Here is a 15,496-nt window from a genome sequence, read left to right as displayed (position 1 = left end):
GCACCCGACCACGAGAGGAACCCCGACCGTCATGGCCCCGCAGCACACCCCCGCCCTGCCCGTGCTGGGCAGCAGGAAGCCCAGCCACCGGGAGCGGGTCGCGGACGCGCTGCGGGCCGCCCTGATCGCCGGCGAACTGCGGCCCGGCGACATCTACTCGGCCCCCGCTCTCGCCGCCCGCTTCGGCGTCTCCGCCACACCCGTGCGCGAGGCCATGCTCGACCTGGCGAAGGAAGGCCTGGTCGACACCGTGCCCAACAAGGGGTTCCGCGTCACCGCCGTCTCCGAGCGGCAGCTCGACGAGTACACCCACATCCGGGCACTGATCGAGATCCCCACCACGGCCGAACTGGCCCGCACGGCCGACCCGGTGGCCCTGGAGGCGCTCCGCCCGGCCGCCCGGGAGATCGTCACCTCCGCCGCGGCCGGTGATCTCATCGCCTACGTGGAGGCCGACCTGCGCTTCCACCTCGGGCTGCTGGCCCTCGCGGGCAACGGCCATCTCGTCGACGTCGTACGCGACCTCAGACGCCGCTCCCGGCTCTACGGGCTGACGGCGCTGGCGGAACAGGGGCGGCTGGTGGCGTCGGCCGAGGAACACCTGGAGATCCTGGACGCGCTGCTCGCCCGCGACGAGGAGGCCGTACGGGCCGTGATGAGCCGGCACCTCGGACATGTCCGGGGCCTGTGGGCGGCACCCTGAACAGCCGGACGCCACCGGCTCAGCGGCCGCGCTTCGCCGCCTGGAGCCGCCACCCGGGTCCGCAGCTCGGCGAAGCGCGGGTCCACGCGCGTGCGCAGCCGGTCCCGCTCGGCCGGCAGACCGACTTTCAGCTGCTCCTGGACGACGGTGGGGGAGGCCGAGAGCACGAGCACCCGCTCGCCGAGGTACACGGCCTCGTCGATGTCATGGGTGACGAACGGGATCGTGATCCTGCGCTCCCGCCACAACCGCCGGACCAGGTCCTCCAGTTCGGCCCGGGTTTGGGCGTCCACCGCCGCGAACGGCTCGTCCGTCAGCAGCACCTCGGGCTCGTACGCCGGCGCCCGCGCGATGGCCACCCGCTGCTGCATGCCGCCCGACCGCTGCCACGGGTACGCCCCGGCGTCGTCCGCGAGCCCCACCGACTCCAGCGCGTCCGCGACCAGCGCGCGGCGCCGCTCTCTGCTCAGCCTCTTCTGCCTCAGGGGCAGTCCGACGTTCTGCCCGACCCGCATCCATGGGAACAGGCTGCGGCCGTACTCCTGGAACACGGCGCCATGCCGGGCGGCGGCCCGTCCACCCGGCGGCCCGCGAGCCGCACCTCACCGGCCGTGGGGGCGAGCAGACCACCGACGCACTTCAGCAGGGTCGTCTTGCCGCAGCCCGACGGCCCGACGAGGCAGACCCGTGTGGAAACCGGCACCTTCGGGTCAGAGGTCCAGCACGAGCCGCCCGCCGCGGCAGCGGGACACACAGATGAGCATCGTCTCGCCCGCCGCGCGCTCGTCGTCCGTCAGCACCGAGTCCCGGTGGTCCGGCTCACCGTCGAGGACGTCCGTCTCGCACGTGCCGCAGGTGCCCTCGGCGCAGGAGTACAGCACCTCGACCCCGGCGGCGCGCACGGCGTCGAGCACGGACAGGTCCGGCGCGACGGTGAGCGTCCTGCCGCTCCGCGCCAGCTCCACCGCGAACGCGGTGTTGCCGCCGGTCTCCTGCTCCTTCGGCTGGAACCGCTCGACGCGCAGGACCCCGGACGGGCAGCGGGCCTCGACGGCGTCCAGCAGCGGCCCCGGGCCGCAGCAGTAGACGAGCGTGCCCTCGGGCACGTCGTCCAGCACCGAGGGCAGGTCCAGCAGGCCCGTCTCGTCCTCCGGCGCGAACGTCACGCGGTCCCCGTAGCGGCCGAGTTCCTCGCCGAACGCCATGGATCCGCGGGTACGCCCGCCGTACAGCAGCGTCCACTCGGCGCCCGCCGCCTCCGCCGCCGCCAGCATCGGCAGGAGCGGCGTGATGCCGATGCCGCCGGCGACGAAGCGGTAGCGGGGAGCGGGTTCCAGGCGGAAGTTGTTGCGGGGCCCGCGCACCAGCACCTTGGCGTCCTCGGTGAGCTGCTCGTGCACATGGGCGGAGCCGCCCCGCCCGGCGGGCTCGCGCAGCACCGCGATCCGCCACGCCGACCGGTCCGACGGATCACCGCACAGCGAGTACTGCCGCTCCAGACCGGGCTCCAGCACGACGTCGACATGGGCGCCCGGCTCCCACTCCGGGAGCGGCTCACCCAGCGGATGGCCCAGGGTCAGGGCGAGCACTCCGTCGGCGGCGAACTCCCTCCGCCTCACGACGAGTTCGGTCTCGTACACCTTCATCAACCGGTCCCTCGTGGCTCGTCGACCAAGTGCCCCTGCGGATGGGCGAGCATCCACTCCCACATCTCGACCGGGTCCTGCGCGGTGTGCTCACGACCGCAGTGGCACGTGCCGTGCAGGGTGTCGGTGCCGGGCATCCAGGCGATGCGGTAGATCTCGCCGGTCGGAGCGGTCACCGGACCTTCTCCTCGGGCTTCGCGCCCTGCTCCACCAGCCGGGCGAGGATGCGGCGGGCGGCCAGACCACCGGTGTCGATGTTGATGCTCAGTTCCTGGTAGCCGCTGCGTTCGGTGCCGAGCGTCTTCTGCAGCAGGTTGAGCGCGGTGACGTCCTGCATGACGACCGTGTGGTTGTTGCCCCGCAGGAACTCGGTGACCTCGGCGTCGTCCGTCGCCCAGTCGCGGGAGACGGCCCAGAAGTCGTAGACCGTGCCGTCGCCCGAGGGCGTGATGGCGTACGTGATCTCGGTGTGGAAGCCGTTCGGGTCGCGGCCGTCCGCCTCGGGCAGCACCCCGACCGGGGCGATCCTGCTGTGCAGCAGGTACAGGCAGGGCGCGTGGTACTCGATGTCCTGCCAGCGGGTGATCCGGCCCTCGATCCCGGTGGACTTGGCGTAGAACGGCGGGCATGCGGCGTCGTCCATGTGCCGGCTGACCCGGACGATTCCGGCGCCCTCGTCGACCTCGGTGGTGATCGGCGTCTCGGCGACCTCCGGGGTGCCGATGTACCCCCCGTGCAGATACGTCTCGTGGGACAGGTCGAGGAGGTTGTCGACGAGCAGACCGTAGTCGCAGTCGATGGGCTCCATGCCGCGCACGGTGACCCAGCCGGGGGAGTCCAGGTGCCGGGCCCGGGGGATGGTCTGCGGGTCGGCGAGCGCCGGGTCGCCGATCCACACCCAGATCAGCGAGTCCTGCTCGACGACCGGGTAGGAGGCGACCCGGGCGGTGCGCGGCACCCGTTTCTGCCCCGGCACGTACACGCACGTGCCGGTCGTGTCGTACGTGAAGCCGTGGTAGCCGCACACGATCCGGTCCCCGTCCAGGCGCGTCGGCGCCTCCGACAGCGGGTACCGGCGGTGCACACAGCGGTCGTGCAGGACGACCGGGGTGCCGTCCTCCTCCGTCCGGTAGAGCACGAGCGTCTCACCGAGGATCGTCCGGCCGAGCAACTCCCGCCCCACCTCCTGGCTGTAGGCGGCGACGTACCACTGGTTCCTGGCGAACGCGGTCATGTGGGGCATGGGCGCTGACTCCCGTCTCTGGTCGTGCCGTCATCGTCGGGGCGGACCTCTCGGCGTCGCAACGGTCCTTCCGCCCCACGGAAGCCGTTGCCGTATCGATCGTCTCCGGCCTCGGTGACCTCGGCGGCAGGGCGCAGTGCCTCGGAGCGGCGAGGAGCCGGCGAACGGGCCGTTGCGTCGGCGGGGAAGCCGTCCGCGTCTCTGTCACGTCCCTCACCCTCCCCTGGGAACGCCCCGGCGCACCCGGCGTACCGGCGACTTTCACACGGGTGTCACGCGCCCCTTCCTTGTCGTTTGGTGTCCCTGAAACACTCCTTCCGCGCAGATTCCGTCATGCTCCGGCCATCCAGCACAGCAGATGAGAGGTCTGTCCTTCATGTCCGAAGTCAACCGGCGCCGCTTCCTCCAACTCGCGGGCGCCACCACGGCCTTCAGTGCGCTGTCCGCCAGCATCCAGCGCGCGGCCGCACTTCCGGCGAACCACCGCACGGGGTCGATCGAGGACGTCGAGCACATCGTCGTCCTGATGCAGGAGAACCGTTCGTTCGACCACTACTTCGGCACCCTGAGAGGCGTCCGCGGCTTCGGCGACCCCCGCCCGGTCACCCTCGACAACGGCAAACCGGTCTGGCACCAGGAGAAGGACGGCAAGGAGATCCTGCCGTTCCACCCGGACGCCGACGACCTCGGCATGCAGTTCCTGGAGGGCCTGCCGCACTCCTGGCCCGACGGTCACCAGGCCTGCAACGGAGGCAAGTACGACCGGTGGGTGCCCGCCAAGGGCACCACGACCATGGCGTACCTGACCCGCGAGGACATCCCGTTCCACTACGCCCTCGCCGACTCCTTCACCGTCTGCGACGCCTACCACTGCTCGTTCATCGGCTCCACCGACCCCAACCGCTACTACCTGTGGTCCGGGTACACCGGCAACGACGGCAGCGGCGGCGGTCCGGTCCTGGACAACGCCGAGCGCGGCTACGGCTGGACGACCTACCCCGAGCGCCTGGAGCAGGCCGGTGTCTCCTGGAAGATCTACCAGGACATCGGCGACGGCCTCGACGCCCAGGGCTCCTGGGGCTGGATCCAGGACGCCTACCGCGGCAACTACGGCGACAACTCCCTGCTGTACTTCAACAAGTACCGGGCCGCCAAGCCCGGCGACCCCTGGTACGACAAGGCCCGCACCGGCACGGACGCCAAGGCCGGCGACGGCTACTTCGACCTGCTGCGCGCCGACGTCAAGTCCGGCAAGCTGCCCCAGATCTCCTGGATCGCCGCCCCCGAGGCCTTCTCCGAGCACTCCAACTGGCCGTCCAACTACGGCGCCTGGTACATCGCCCAGGCCCTGGACGCCCTCACCTCCAACCCGGAGGTCTGGTCGAAGACCGCCCTGTTCATCACCTACGACGAGAACGACGGCTTCTTCGACCACGTGGTGCCGCCACTGCCGCCGAAGGACGCCTCCCGGGGCCTGTCCACCGTCGACGTCTCCCTCGACCTCTTCCCGGGCGACGGCGGCAGGACGGCCGGCCCCTACGGCCTCGGCCCCCGGGTGCCGATGCTGGTCGTCTCGCCCTGGAGCAAGGGCGGCTACGTCTGCTCCGAGACTCTCGACCACACCTCGATCCTGCGGTTCATGGAGCGCCGCTTCGGTGTGCGCGAGCCCAACATCTCGCCCTGGCGCCGCGCCGTCTGCGGTGACCTGACGGCCGCCTTCGACTTCTCCCGCAAGGACGCCCGCCCCGCGCCGCTGCCCGGCACCGACGAGTACGAGCCGCAGGACCGCGAGCGCCACCCCGACTACAGGCCGACCCCGCCCGCGGACCCGCGCATGCCCCGCCAGGAACGCGGCCTGCGCCGCGCCCGGCCGCTGAAGTACGCCCCGCACGTGGACGCCTCGGTCGACGCGGCCGCCGGGAAGGTCACCCTCACCTTCGCCTCCGGCGCGAAGGCCGGCGCCGCCTTCCACATCACGTCCGGCAACCGCGCCGACGGCCCCTGGATGTACACCACCGAGGCCGGCAAGACGCTCTCCGACACCTGGAACTCGGCGTACTCCGGAGGCTCCTACGACCTGACCGTGCACGGCCCGAACGGCTTCGTGCGCGCCTTCAAGGGCTCCAACAGGACGGCCGGCTGCGAGGTCACCGCCCGCCACACCGGCGACGACATCGAGCTGACCTTCACCAACAAGGGCTCCGGCACGGCCCGTCTGAAAGTCTCCAGCGGCTACGGCGGCCGGCCCTCGACCGTCACCGTCCGCCCGGGCGCGAAGGTGTGCCGGACGGTGGAACTCGCCGCAAGCCGCCGCTGGTACGACCTGACCGTCACCGCCGAGGGCGACAAGGCGTTCCTGCGGCGGTTCGCGGGACACGTCGAGAACGGGCGGCCGGGGGTGAGCGACCCGGCGATCATCACCGTGTAGCCGTGGTGAGGTGCCCCGGATCGTGCGGCCGGGACACCAGCCCCGGTTCGGCCGCGGCCGAACCGGGTTCCAGGGCCAGAACGGCGGCCACCGTCGTCGTCGACCGGGTCGGCCGCGGGTGCCGCCCGGCTGAGCAGCACCACGCCCCAGGAGGCCAGGCCCGCTCCGGCGAGCGCGAGCAGCACACCCCTGGCCCCGCCCTGGAGGTGTTCGCCCAGCATCGACAGGCCGATCACCGCGGCGGCCAGCGGGTTTGGCCAGCCGTGCTGAAGGAGGTCATCCGGCGCGGGGTCGAGCGGGGAGAAGTGCCGGCCGACCACCCGGCGCTGGAGTACATCCCGGCGCGGATGTTCGGTGTTCTGCGCATCCGGCCCGTCCTGGAGGGCGAGTACGCGGACCCGGACTACCTGGTCCGGTTCGTGGAGGCCGCCGTGCTGCCGGCACTGGGCCTGACCTGAGACCCGGGCCGCCGTCCGCCGGATGACCGGACGGTGACCCGACCGCGCCGACCCGTGGGGACGGGGGCGGCGCGCACCCCCGGGCCGGGTGGGGTTCCCCTGTGAGCGGCAGGGGCGCTCCACCCGGCCGACCGGTGTGCGGGTGTCCGCTCCCGGTCAGACGTCCTGACCGTTGCCGCTGACCGTTGCCGCCTTGATGCCCTGGGTGATGTCGTCGAGCACGCTCTCCTGCTCTCCCGCGTCGATGCCGAACCGGATGACGACCATCTGCTTCGCGTTCGCGGGGGCGGGGAACGCGAGCGACTCGACGATGCCGTCGGCGCCCTTGCTCGTGACGGCCTTCCAGCGGACCAGGTAGCCCTTCTGCCCGGCCACCGTCACGGCCTTGGACTCCAGCACGTCGTGCGAGGTGATCCCGCCGTAGGACTTGCCGCCGTAGGACTCCTCGGCGTTCCTCGCGATGTCCGCCTTGGCGATCTCCTCGGCGGTGGCGCCCTTGGTGCCGAGGGCCAGGGCCGGTGCGGAGTAGGCGCCGCCCTTGGTGCAGGTCGAGGAGGTGTCGCCAGGGCACTTGTAGGAGTCGTCGGACGTCACCCGCGCGCCGGCCCGGGCCTGCTGGCCGTACCAGCCCTTCGGTATCGGCAGACTGATCCCGCTCACCGCGTCGGTCACCGACCCACTCCTGATCTTCGGCGGCTCGGACTGCTCGGGCCCCGGGCTCTGCCCGCCGGACCCGCCGTCGCCCCCGGACCCGCCGTCGCCCCCGGAGCCCCCGGACCCGCCCGGTCCACCGAACGGCCCGCCCTGGCCCCCGGGCGCGCCGGGACCGCCGGGCTGTCCCTGCGACGTGGGCGAGCCGCCCCCGCCGTCGTCCGTCAGGGCGTACACGCCCACACCGATGCTGGTGAGCACGACCACGGCCGCCGCGACGGCCGCGCCTATCCGCAGCCGCCGCCCGCGTCCGCCCGGAGGTGCGGCGGGGTAGGCGGGGTAGGCGGGATACCCGGCAGCCCCCGGATAGGCGCCGCTCCCGGGATAGGCGCCGCTCCCGGGGTGCCCGTGGGCTCCCGATTGCCCGGCGGCACCTGGATAGGGATGTGTCCCGCTCCCCGGTTGCCCGGCAGTACCCGGATACGCGCCGCTCCCCGACTGCCCGGCGGAACCTGGGTACCCGACGGCGTCCGGCCCCGCGGTACCGGTCGGCTGCCCGGTTGCCGGCGCATCGGCGGCAGTCGGCGCCTCTGATCCGGCCGGATTTCCGGCCCCCTGGGCATCGCTCCGGGCCGGCTGCCCGGGTCCCGGGTTGTCGCTTCCGGCCGGCTGCCCGGGTCCCGGTGCGTCGCTTCCGGCCGGCTGCCCGGCCTCCGGTGTCCCGGCCCCGGCCTGCGTCTCGGAGGCAGCGGCCGGACGGCCCGCCGGCCCGGCCGGGGGACCCCAGGTCGCGGATGGCTGTACCGGGCGGACGCGGTCCGTCCAGGTCCTGCCGTCCCACCAGCGCTCGGTGGCGGGCCCGTCACTTGTCTGTCCGGGGTCGGCGTACCACCCGGGAGGAGTCTCCTGCGTCATGCCCCCACCGTATGAGGCGTCGGTGAAAGAGGCATGAGAGGAGTCGGAACCGGCTGTTCCAGGAGCAGCCGTGTGGGCTGTCGAGCCGCGCAGCGCGGCGGTCAGGGCCTCGCGCGGTGCGCCGTCGTACGGCCGGCTCGCCATGCCGAGCGGCTTCAGCACCAGGCTGTCACCGACGAGGTCCGGTTCGGCCGCCGCCGCGTCGATCGCGTTGTACGACGTGCCGGGACATGAGACCGGCGCCCGCTGCGATCACCAGCGCCGGCACCGGACACCGCCCGACCCGGACGCCCTGTCGGCCGAAAAGCGCCGCCCCGACGGGCCGGAGGAAGAACGCGAGCGCCAAGGACGCGTACGTCTTCACCAGAGCCTCGGCCTCGCCGCCGCCCTCCAGTTGTGAAGAACCGCGCCGCGGTGATCGTCGGCCAAGTAGCCGTAGACGCCGCACTCGTACCACTCGATGAGATGGCCCACCGACCCCGCGACCGGTGCCCGTCTGCCGCGCCGTGTGTCCCGTAATCGCTGAGGGAGCGTCATCTCCCTTAGTCCTGCCCGCCGTTGACCCGAAGGCGGCTGGTGCGGGGCCGGGTGCGTCGCCCTGCCGCACCCCCGTGTCACCCGTCACGGCAACAGGTGCCCCGACCACGCTCCACTCGGGCAATCGGACGGCTACGCTCGACATCTGTACGTCGTTCGGGCGACTTGGGGAGGTAGCGGGATGACGGAGGTACGGCCCACGGCCGCCGCCTCGGCTTCCCTGTGGGAGCGCGACGAGGAGGTCGCCGCCGTCACGCGGGCGGTCGACGCCCTGTGCGCGGACCGCTCCTCTTCCGGCGGACTGCTGGTCTTCCGCGGCGAGGCCGGACTCGGGAAGACCGCGCTGCTGGCCGAAACCCGCCGCATCGCCGAGGCGCGCGGCTGCACGGTCTGGTCGGCACGCGGCGGCGAGACCCTCAGGTCGGTCCCCTTCAACGTGGTACGGCAGTTGCTGCAGCCGGCGCTGGTGTCGATGCTGCCGGAAGAGGCCCGCGAGTACCTCGGCGACTGGTACGACATCGCCGGCCCCGCCCTCGGCATAGTGGACCCCGGGGACCGGCAGGCCGACCCGCAGGGCGTGTGCGACGGCCTGGTCGCGGCCGTGCGCCGGCTCGCCCGCCGGGACTGGCCGCTGGTACTGCTGATCGACGACGCCCACTGGGCCGACCAGGAGACCCTGCACTGGCTCGCGGGGCTCGCCGAACGCCTCGACGAGATGTCCGTCCTGGTCGTCGTCACCCGCCGCCCCGGGGACGTCTCCGGCGCGAGCGCCCGCCACCTCGACACCGTGGCCGCCGCCGCCGACGGCCCCGACAGCACGCTGAGCGCCCTCACTCCGGACGCCACCGCCGGGCTCACCCGCGCCACCCTGGGCAAGCACGCCGACGCCGCGTTCTGCCGCGAGGTCTGGGCCGTCACCGCCGGAAACCCCTTCGAGACCGTCGAACTCCTCGCCAAGGTGCGGGACAGCGAACTCGAACCGATCGAGACCCGGGCCGGCGAACTGCGTGAACTGAACCGCTCGGCCCGCGGCGGCGGCCTCGTCGCCCGGCTGGAGGAGCTCGGCATCGACGCCACGAGGTTCGCCTGGGCCGCCGCCATCCTCGGCACCGGCATCTCCGTCGACCTGGTCGCCAAGCTCGCCACCCTGCGCCCGGACGACGCCCGCCGCTGCGCCGAACTGCTGCGCGCCGCCCGCATCCTCACCGCACCCGACCCCGCGGCCGGCCGCAGTGCCGACGGAGACCTGGAGTTCGTCCACCCGCTGATCGCCACCGACGTCTACAACTCCATCCCCGCCGCCCTGCGCACCGCCATGCACGGCATCGCCGCCCGCATCGTCACCGACGAGGGGCACAGCGCCGCGGCCGCCGCCCGCCACCTCCTCGAAGTCCACCCGGACGACGACGAGGAACTCGTCGGGCAACTGCGCGAGGCCGCCCGCGAGCACCTCGCCGTCGGCGCCCCCGACGCCGCCCGCCGCTGCCTCGAACGGGCCCTGAAGGAGCCGCCCCGGCCCGAGTCCCACCCCCACGTGCTCTACGAACTGGCCGGGGCGACCTTCCTCACCGCGCCCGCGCGCACCATCGGCCATCTGCGTGCCGCGCTCGCCATGCCGGGTCTCGACGGCGACCAACGGGTGGACGCCGTCTTCCGGCTCTCCCAGGCGCTGCTCCACAACGACCAGCTGGAGGAGGCCGTTCGCACCGTCGAGGCGGAGGCCGCCCGGCTCCAGCCCGGTCCGGCCCGGATGCGGTTGCAGGCCGCGCACTTCATGTGGGAGGGCCTGCACGCCGGCGAGGCCACCTCACCCGGCCGCTCCCAGCGGCTCGCCGACCTCGCGAGCACCTGCACCGGCCGGGACAACTCCGAACGCGCCCTGCTCATCCTGCGCGGCTTCGACGCCCTGATGCACGGCGAGAACGCCGAGGAGGTCGCCGAGCTGTGCGACCGCGCCCTGGTGAACGGCCGACTGGCCCCCGGACTCGGCTGGACCGACACCGAGTGGGGCATCGAACTGCTGCTGATGCTGGCCAACGCGTATGGCTTCACCGACCGCCTCGACCGCGCCGAGACCCTCTACAACGAGGCGCTGCGCGCCTACGAGACGGCAGGCTGGAGCGGCGGCCACCTCGCCCTGGCCCACGCCTATGTGGGGATCGGCCATCGCAGGCGGGGCCGGCTGAAGGAGGCGGAGGCGTCCCTGCGCGAGTCGCTGCGCCTCGCCGAGCGCGTCGGCCGCGGCCTGCCCCTGTACTGGTCCGCGACCTGCAGCCTCGTCGACACCCTGCTGGCCCGCGGTCATGTCGAGCAGGCCTGGGACGTCGCCGGACACCACGGTTTCGCTCCGCCCTACCCGTCCACCATCGTCCTGCCCGACCCGCGCTCGGTGCGCGGCCGGCTGCTGCTGGCCGTCGGACGCACGAAGGACGGCATCAACGAACTGGAGGCCGCCGAGAAGGCGGCGGCAGCCCGCGGCCACCACAACCCTGTGCTCGTCCCCTGGGCGACCGACCTCGCCCGCGCCCTCAGCACCGAGGACCCGGACCGGGCCGCCCGGCTCGCCGTCGACGTCCGCCGCCAGGCCGAGCGCTTCGGCACCGACACGGCCATAGGAGAGGCCCTGCGCTGCGCCGCCGACCTGGAGACCGGCCAGCGTGCGGTCCGGCTCTACGCCCAGGCCGTGACGTACCTGGAGGCCTCACCCTGCCAGTACGAGCACGCGGCGGCACGCATCGAGTACGGCATCGCGGCCCGCTCGGCGGCCGACCTGCGCCGCGGCCTGGACCTGGCGGTCTCGTGCGGGGCCGACGGACTGGCTGAGCGGGCCCGAGCAGCGCTCAGGGGCGGCGTTGGCACGGCGTAGCCCCCACGCGCGGCAACGGGCCGGTCACCGCCGTCAGGCCCCCCGCACTGCGGGGTCGTAGGCCGCCTCGTCCGCCCGTGCGGGACGGGGTTCAGCAGGGCGGGCCCGAGGCCCGGCCGGGCCTGCGACCGGCGGAGTCACCCGCCGGTGCCAGAGGGTGTCGCTAGGGGGTGTCGCCAGGGGGTTCCTCTTCCGCCAGCACCCGCTGGGCCGTCGCGAACGCCGAGTTCGCCGCCGGTACCCCGCAGTACACCGCTGTCTGGAGCAGCACCGCGCCGATCTCCTCCGGGGTGAGGCCGTTGCGGCGGGCCGCGCGGACGTGCAGGGCCAGTTCGTCGTAGTGGCCGTGCGCGACCAGGGCGGTGAGGGTGATCATGCTGCGCTCGCGGCGCGAGAGGGTCGGGTCGGTCCAGATCTCGCCCCACGCGTAGCGCGAGATGAAGTCCTGGAAACGGGCCGTGAACGGTGTCTGCCGGTCCTGCGCCCGGTCGACGTGGGCGTCACCGAGCACCTCGCGCCGTACCGCCGTGCCCCGGCGGGCGCCCTGGCCGAAGTGGGCGCGCAGGGCGGTCAGCACCGCCTCCGGGCACTGCGCGGGGGCCAGGTGCGAGGCGCCCGGCAGTTCCACGAGCGTCGCGCCCGGCACGGCGTCGGCGATCTCCCGCAGATGCGCGGGCGGCGTCGCGGGATCCTCGCGGCCGGCGATCAGCAGGGCCGGCACGGCGATCTCCGTGAGCCGGTCCCGCAGGTCGAACGCGGCGAGCGCGTCACAGCAGGCGGCGTACGCCTCCGGGTCGGCGTCCCGGTGGTCCCGGACCAGGCGCGGCGCGGTGAAGTCACCGGCGAACCAGCGCGCGTCGGCGTTCTCCGCCAGCCCGGCCAGCCCCTCCCGCCGCACCAGTGTGGCCCGCTCCTCCCACGGCCTGGATCCGTTGAAGTGCGCCGAAGAGCAGACCACGGCCAGGGACGACAGCCGCTGCGGGTGGTGCACCGCGAGGTGCAGCCCGACGGCCCCGCCCAGCGACACGCCCGCGTAGGCGAACCGCTCGATGCCGAGCGAGTCGGCGAGCGCCAGCACCAGCCCGGCCAGATCGCCGACCGTGGCGCCCGCCTTGATGAGGCCGGGCGCCGAACCGCCGTGCCCCGGCAGGTCCCAGCGGACCACCCGATGGCTGATCGACAGCTCGGGCGCCACCGCGCCCCACAGGGCGTACGACGTGCCGAGCGAGGGGCCGAGCAGCAGCGGGGGAGCGGAGGAGGGGCCTTCTGTCCGGTGGTTCAAGAGGGTCAACGTCGCTCCAGGGCACGGTCGGTGAGGGCCCCGGCGGAGCCCGTGTAGTGGGTCGGGTCGAGGTCGACGTCCGCGAGTTCCGGGGCCTCGGCGAGCGGGCGACCCTCCGCGGCCAGCCGCGTGAGGAGTTCTTTGGCGCGGGCCCGGCCCAGCACCGGGGCCAGTTCGGCGGACAGCCGCTCGGAGACGATCAACCCGTGGGTGAGGTCCAGGTGTTCGCGCATGGCCTCGGCCCTGACCCGCAGCCCCTCCGCCAGTTCGGCGGCGTCCCGGGCGGCCCCGCCCACCAGCCGCAGGAGGTCCCGCAGCGGCTCCCACTCGGCGTGCCAGGCCCCGGCGGGACGCTCGTCCTCGGCGGCCATGGCCCCGTACAGCGTGGCCGCGAGCTGCGGTGCCCGCCGCGCGGCGGAGGCGATCAGGGTGGACCGTACGGGATTGGACTTGTGCGGCATGGCGGACGAACTCCCGCCGCTGCCCTCCGCGACCTCGGCGATCTCGGTGCGCGACAGGGTCAGGACGTCCACGGCGACCTTGCCGAGCGCACCGGCGGCGAAGGCCAGACATCCGGCGAGATCGCCGATCGGCGTTCGCAGGGTGTGCCAGGGAAGCTCGGGCGCGCGCAGTCCGAGTTCCCGGGCGTACGCCTCCGGCAACCCGGCCGGATCGACCGCGCCGTACGCCCCGAAGGCCGCCAGCGTCCCCGCCGCACCGCCGAGTTGGGCGGGCAACGATTCCCGGACGGCCTTCACCCGGTCCCGCGCGTCGAGCACCAGCGACCGCCACCCGGCCGCCTTCAGCCCGAACGTGGTCGGTACGGCGTGTTGGGTGAGGGTCCGCCCCGGCATCGCGGTGTCGCGGTGCTCGGCGGCCAGTCGGGCGAGGGCCTGTTCGGTACGGCCGAGGTCGGCGAGGACCGGGCCGAGGGTCCGTGCGGCGACCAGCATCGTCGCCGTGTCCATGATGTCCTGGCTGGTCGCGCCCCGGTGGACGTAGGGGCCGTGGGTGTCGCCCACGGCCTTCGTCAGATCCGCGACCAGCGGGATGACGGGGTTGCCGCCCGCGCGGGCCCGCCCGGCGAGGGAGACCGCGTCGAAGGCGCCGCCGACCGCCTCGGTCACCGCCGTCGCCGCCTCGGCCGGGGCGAACCCCAGCGCGGCCTGCGCGCGGGTCAGCGCGGCCTCGGCGTCCAGCAGCGCCCGCAGATACGCCTGGTCGCCGGTGGCCGCCGCGGCCGTCGAACCGGCCCACCCGGGGGCGAGCAGGCCGGTGTCGCCAGAGGGAGATGTCACTGGAACTCCAGGAAGACCGTCTCGCCTTCGCCCTGAAGGCGGATGTCGAAACGGTACGTGCCGTCCCCCTCCCGCGCGGCGATCAGCGTGTCGCGGCGGGCGTCCTCCAGCCCGGACAGCAGCGGATCGGCGCCGAGCACCGCCGCGTCGCCGGGCAGGTAGAGCCGGGTGTACAGGTGCACGAGCAGCCCCCGCGCGAACACGCACACGCTGAGGTACGGGGCGTTCCGCCCGCGGGCGCCGGGCCGCAGCGTCCGCGCGTACCAGTGGCCGTTCGCGTCGGTCTGGATCCGCCCCCAGCCCGTGAACTCCACGCGGTTGCGCCCGAGGAAGCCGCCCGAGGCCGGGTCACGCCGCATCGAGCCGTCGGCCGTCGGCAGGTTGCCGTCGGGGTCCGGGCCCCACAGCTCGATCAGGGCGTCCGGCAGCGGGTCGCCCTCGCCGTCGGTGACGTAGCCGTGCACGGTGACGGCGTCCGGGTGCCCGAGGGGCGCGATGTCCTCACCCCCGCGAAACGGGAGGGCGTGGCCGTAGAACGGGCCGACGGTGTGCGAGGGGGTGGGCAGCACGCTCTCCGGCCGGCTGGTGTCGATCCTCGTCATGGTTGGTCAGCGCCCTTCTTCGATCCAGGTGGCCTGCGGGCCGTCCAGCACGATGTCCCAGTGGTAGCCCATCGAGAACTCCGGCACCGACAGGCTGTGGTCGTACGTCGCGACCAGCCGCTGCCGGGCCGCGTCGTCGGTCACGGACTGGATGATCGGGTCGTGGGGGAACAGCGGGTCGCTCGGGAAGTACATCTGCGTCACGAGCCGCTGGGTGAACGCCGTGCCGAACAGCGAGAAGTGGATGTGCGCCGGCCGCCAGGCGTTGAGGTGCTGGCGCCACGGGTAGGGGCCCGGCTGGATGGTGGTGAACCGGTAGCGGCCCTCGCCGTCGGTGAGGGTGCGGCCCACGCCGGTGAAGTTCGGGTCCAGCGGGGCGTCGTGCTGCTCGCGCTGATGCGCGTACCGGCCGGCCGAGTTGGCCTGCCAGACCTCCACGAGCTGGCCGCGCACCGGGCGGCCGTCGCGGTCCAGCAGCCGCCCGGAGACGGTGATGCGCTCGCCGATCGGCTCCCCGGCGTGCTGCCGGGTGAGGTCGTTGTCGATGTCGGTGATGTCCCGCTCCCCGAAGGCGGGGGAGGACAGTTCCACCAGTTCCGGGTCCTTGCCGGCGTCGATGGTGACCGGCGGTTGCTTGGGGTGCCGGAGCACGGAGGACCGGTACGGCGCGTAGTCGCGCCGCGGCTGATGCTCGACGGGCCCACCGTCGGCGAGCCGCTTCTCGTACGCGGCGTGCTTGGCCGCGATCTCCTGGTCGATGTCGTGCTGCGTGAGAGTCATGGGGGTCCCTGAGGTTCTTGAGGATCGTGCCCCGTCAGGGGCGCGGGGCCGGATCTCCATGCGGCTCCGCCGCGCGGGCGCGACCGG

General features: G+C 73.5%; 10 protein-coding genes and 6 pseudogenes. 4 read left to right on the top strand and 12 right to left on the bottom strand.

What is annotated here, in order from left to right; genetic code table 11:
* Window positions 1-31: 31 nt before the first annotated feature.
* The gene (locus tag ABTX62_RS30490; RefSeq protein ID WP_352119196.1) at window positions 32-703 is read left to right on the top strand and encodes a GntR family transcriptional regulator; all 672 of its coding nucleotides are present in this window, start codon (window positions 32-34) and stop codon (window positions 701-703) included.
* A 50-nt stretch (window positions 704-753) separates the two neighbouring features.
* Here the strand turns inward: ABTX62_RS30490 and ABTX62_RS30485 are convergent.
* The 4 genes and pseudogenes from ABTX62_RS30485 to ABTX62_RS30470 all read right to left on the bottom strand — a co-directional run.
* Window positions 754-1,406 (bottom strand): annotated as a pseudogene (locus tag ABTX62_RS30485) (ABC transporter ATP-binding protein); the annotation flags it as partial.
* Window positions 1,407-1,413: 7 nt separating this feature from the next.
* Window positions 1,414-2,349: a PDR/VanB family oxidoreductase gene (locus tag ABTX62_RS30480; protein ID WP_352119195.1), complete on the bottom strand. Its 936-nt coding sequence runs from the start codon at window positions 2,347-2,349 to the stop codon at window positions 1,414-1,416.
* On the bottom strand, window positions 2,349-2,525 hold the full coding sequence (locus tag ABTX62_RS30475; protein ID WP_352119194.1) for a hypothetical protein: 177 nt from the start codon (window positions 2,523-2,525) through the stop codon (window positions 2,349-2,351). Before ABTX62_RS30475 ends, ABTX62_RS30480 begins: the two co-directional genes overlap by 1 nt.
* Window positions 2,522-3,592: an aromatic ring-hydroxylating dioxygenase subunit alpha gene (locus ABTX62_RS30470; RefSeq protein ID WP_352119193.1), complete on the bottom strand. Its 1,071-nt coding sequence runs from the start codon at window positions 3,590-3,592 to the stop codon at window positions 2,522-2,524. The genes ABTX62_RS30475 and ABTX62_RS30470 overlap by 4 nt, the downstream gene beginning before the upstream one ends.
* A 376-nt stretch (window positions 3,593-3,968) precedes the next feature.
* Here ABTX62_RS30470 and ABTX62_RS30465 point away from each other — a divergent pair, with 376 nt between their 5' ends.
* Complete coding sequence (locus ABTX62_RS30465; RefSeq protein WP_352119192.1) at window positions 3,969-6,020, top strand: phosphocholine-specific phospholipase C; 2,052 nt, start codon at window positions 3,969-3,971, stop codon at window positions 6,018-6,020.
* Here ABTX62_RS30465 and ABTX62_RS30460 read toward each other — a convergent pair.
* Window positions 6,010-6,274: pseudogene (locus ABTX62_RS30460) on the bottom strand (hypothetical protein); the annotation flags it as partial. The gene ABTX62_RS30465 and the pseudogene ABTX62_RS30460 overlap by 11 nt on opposite strands.
* A 12-nt stretch (window positions 6,275-6,286) precedes the next feature.
* Here ABTX62_RS30460 and ABTX62_RS30455 point away from each other — a divergent pair.
* Window positions 6,287-6,478, top strand: a pseudogene (locus ABTX62_RS30455) (TetR/AcrR family transcriptional regulator C-terminal ligand-binding domain-containing protein); the annotation flags it as partial.
* Window positions 6,479-6,634: 156 nt separating this feature from the next.
* Here the strand turns inward: ABTX62_RS30455 and ABTX62_RS30450 are convergent.
* The 3 pseudogenes from ABTX62_RS30450 to ABTX62_RS30440 form a co-directional block, all read right to left on the bottom strand.
* Window positions 6,635-7,558 (bottom strand): annotated as a pseudogene (locus ABTX62_RS30450) (hypothetical protein); the annotation flags it as partial.
* A 405-nt stretch (window positions 7,559-7,963) separates the two neighbouring features.
* Window positions 7,964-8,044: pseudogene (locus ABTX62_RS30445) on the bottom strand (DUF2510 domain-containing protein); the annotation flags it as partial.
* Between the two features lie 235 nt (window positions 8,045-8,279).
* Window positions 8,280-8,581: pseudogene (locus ABTX62_RS30440) on the bottom strand (MFS transporter); the annotation flags it as partial.
* 181 nt (window positions 8,582-8,762) lie between these two features.
* Between ABTX62_RS30440 and ABTX62_RS30435 the strand changes: the two are divergent.
* Window positions 8,763-11,447: an ATP-binding protein gene (locus tag ABTX62_RS30435; RefSeq protein WP_352119191.1), complete on the top strand. Its 2,685-nt coding sequence runs from the start codon at window positions 8,763-8,765 to the stop codon at window positions 11,445-11,447.
* Between the two features lie 163 nt (window positions 11,448-11,610).
* On the opposite strand, the gene pcaDC is transcribed toward ABTX62_RS30435, so the two are convergent.
* The 4 genes from pcaDC to pcaH are packed head-to-tail and all read right to left on the bottom strand — an operon-like array spanning window position 11,611 to window position 15,409.
* Window positions 11,611-12,738: a bifunctional 3-oxoadipate enol-lactonase/4-carboxymuconolactone decarboxylase PcaDC gene (gene pcaDC, locus ABTX62_RS30430; protein ID WP_352119190.1), complete on the bottom strand. Its 1,128-nt coding sequence runs from the start codon at window positions 12,736-12,738 to the stop codon at window positions 11,611-11,613.
* On the bottom strand, window positions 12,735-14,027 hold the full coding sequence (gene pcaB, locus ABTX62_RS30425) for a 3-carboxy-cis,cis-muconate cycloisomerase (RefSeq protein WP_352119189.1): 1,293 nt from the start codon (window positions 14,025-14,027) through the stop codon (window positions 12,735-12,737). Before pcaB ends, pcaDC begins: the two co-directional genes overlap by 4 nt.
* Window positions 14,024-14,629 carry a protocatechuate 3,4-dioxygenase subunit alpha gene (gene pcaG / locus ABTX62_RS30420; RefSeq protein ID WP_352119188.1) on the bottom strand — a complete coding sequence of 202 codons (606 nt, stop codon included), beginning with the start codon at window positions 14,627-14,629 and terminating at the stop codon, window positions 14,024-14,026. Before pcaG ends, pcaB begins: the two co-directional genes overlap by 4 nt.
* A gap of 6 nt (window positions 14,630-14,635) precedes the next feature.
* The gene (gene pcaH / locus ABTX62_RS30415) at window positions 14,636-15,409 is read right to left on the bottom strand and encodes a protocatechuate 3,4-dioxygenase subunit beta (protein ID WP_352119187.1); all 774 of its coding nucleotides are present in this window, start codon (window positions 15,407-15,409) and stop codon (window positions 14,636-14,638) included.
* Between the last annotated feature and the right edge of the window lie 87 nt (window positions 15,410-15,496).

Origin of the sequence: Streptomyces sp. NPDC096046, assembly GCF_040303285.1 — a bacterium.
Classification (GTDB): Bacteria; Actinomycetota; Actinomycetes; order Streptomycetales; family Streptomycetaceae; genus Streptomyces.
Note: the sequence above shows the minus strand (reverse complement) of the source record. Positions and strands in the feature narration are given on the sequence as shown.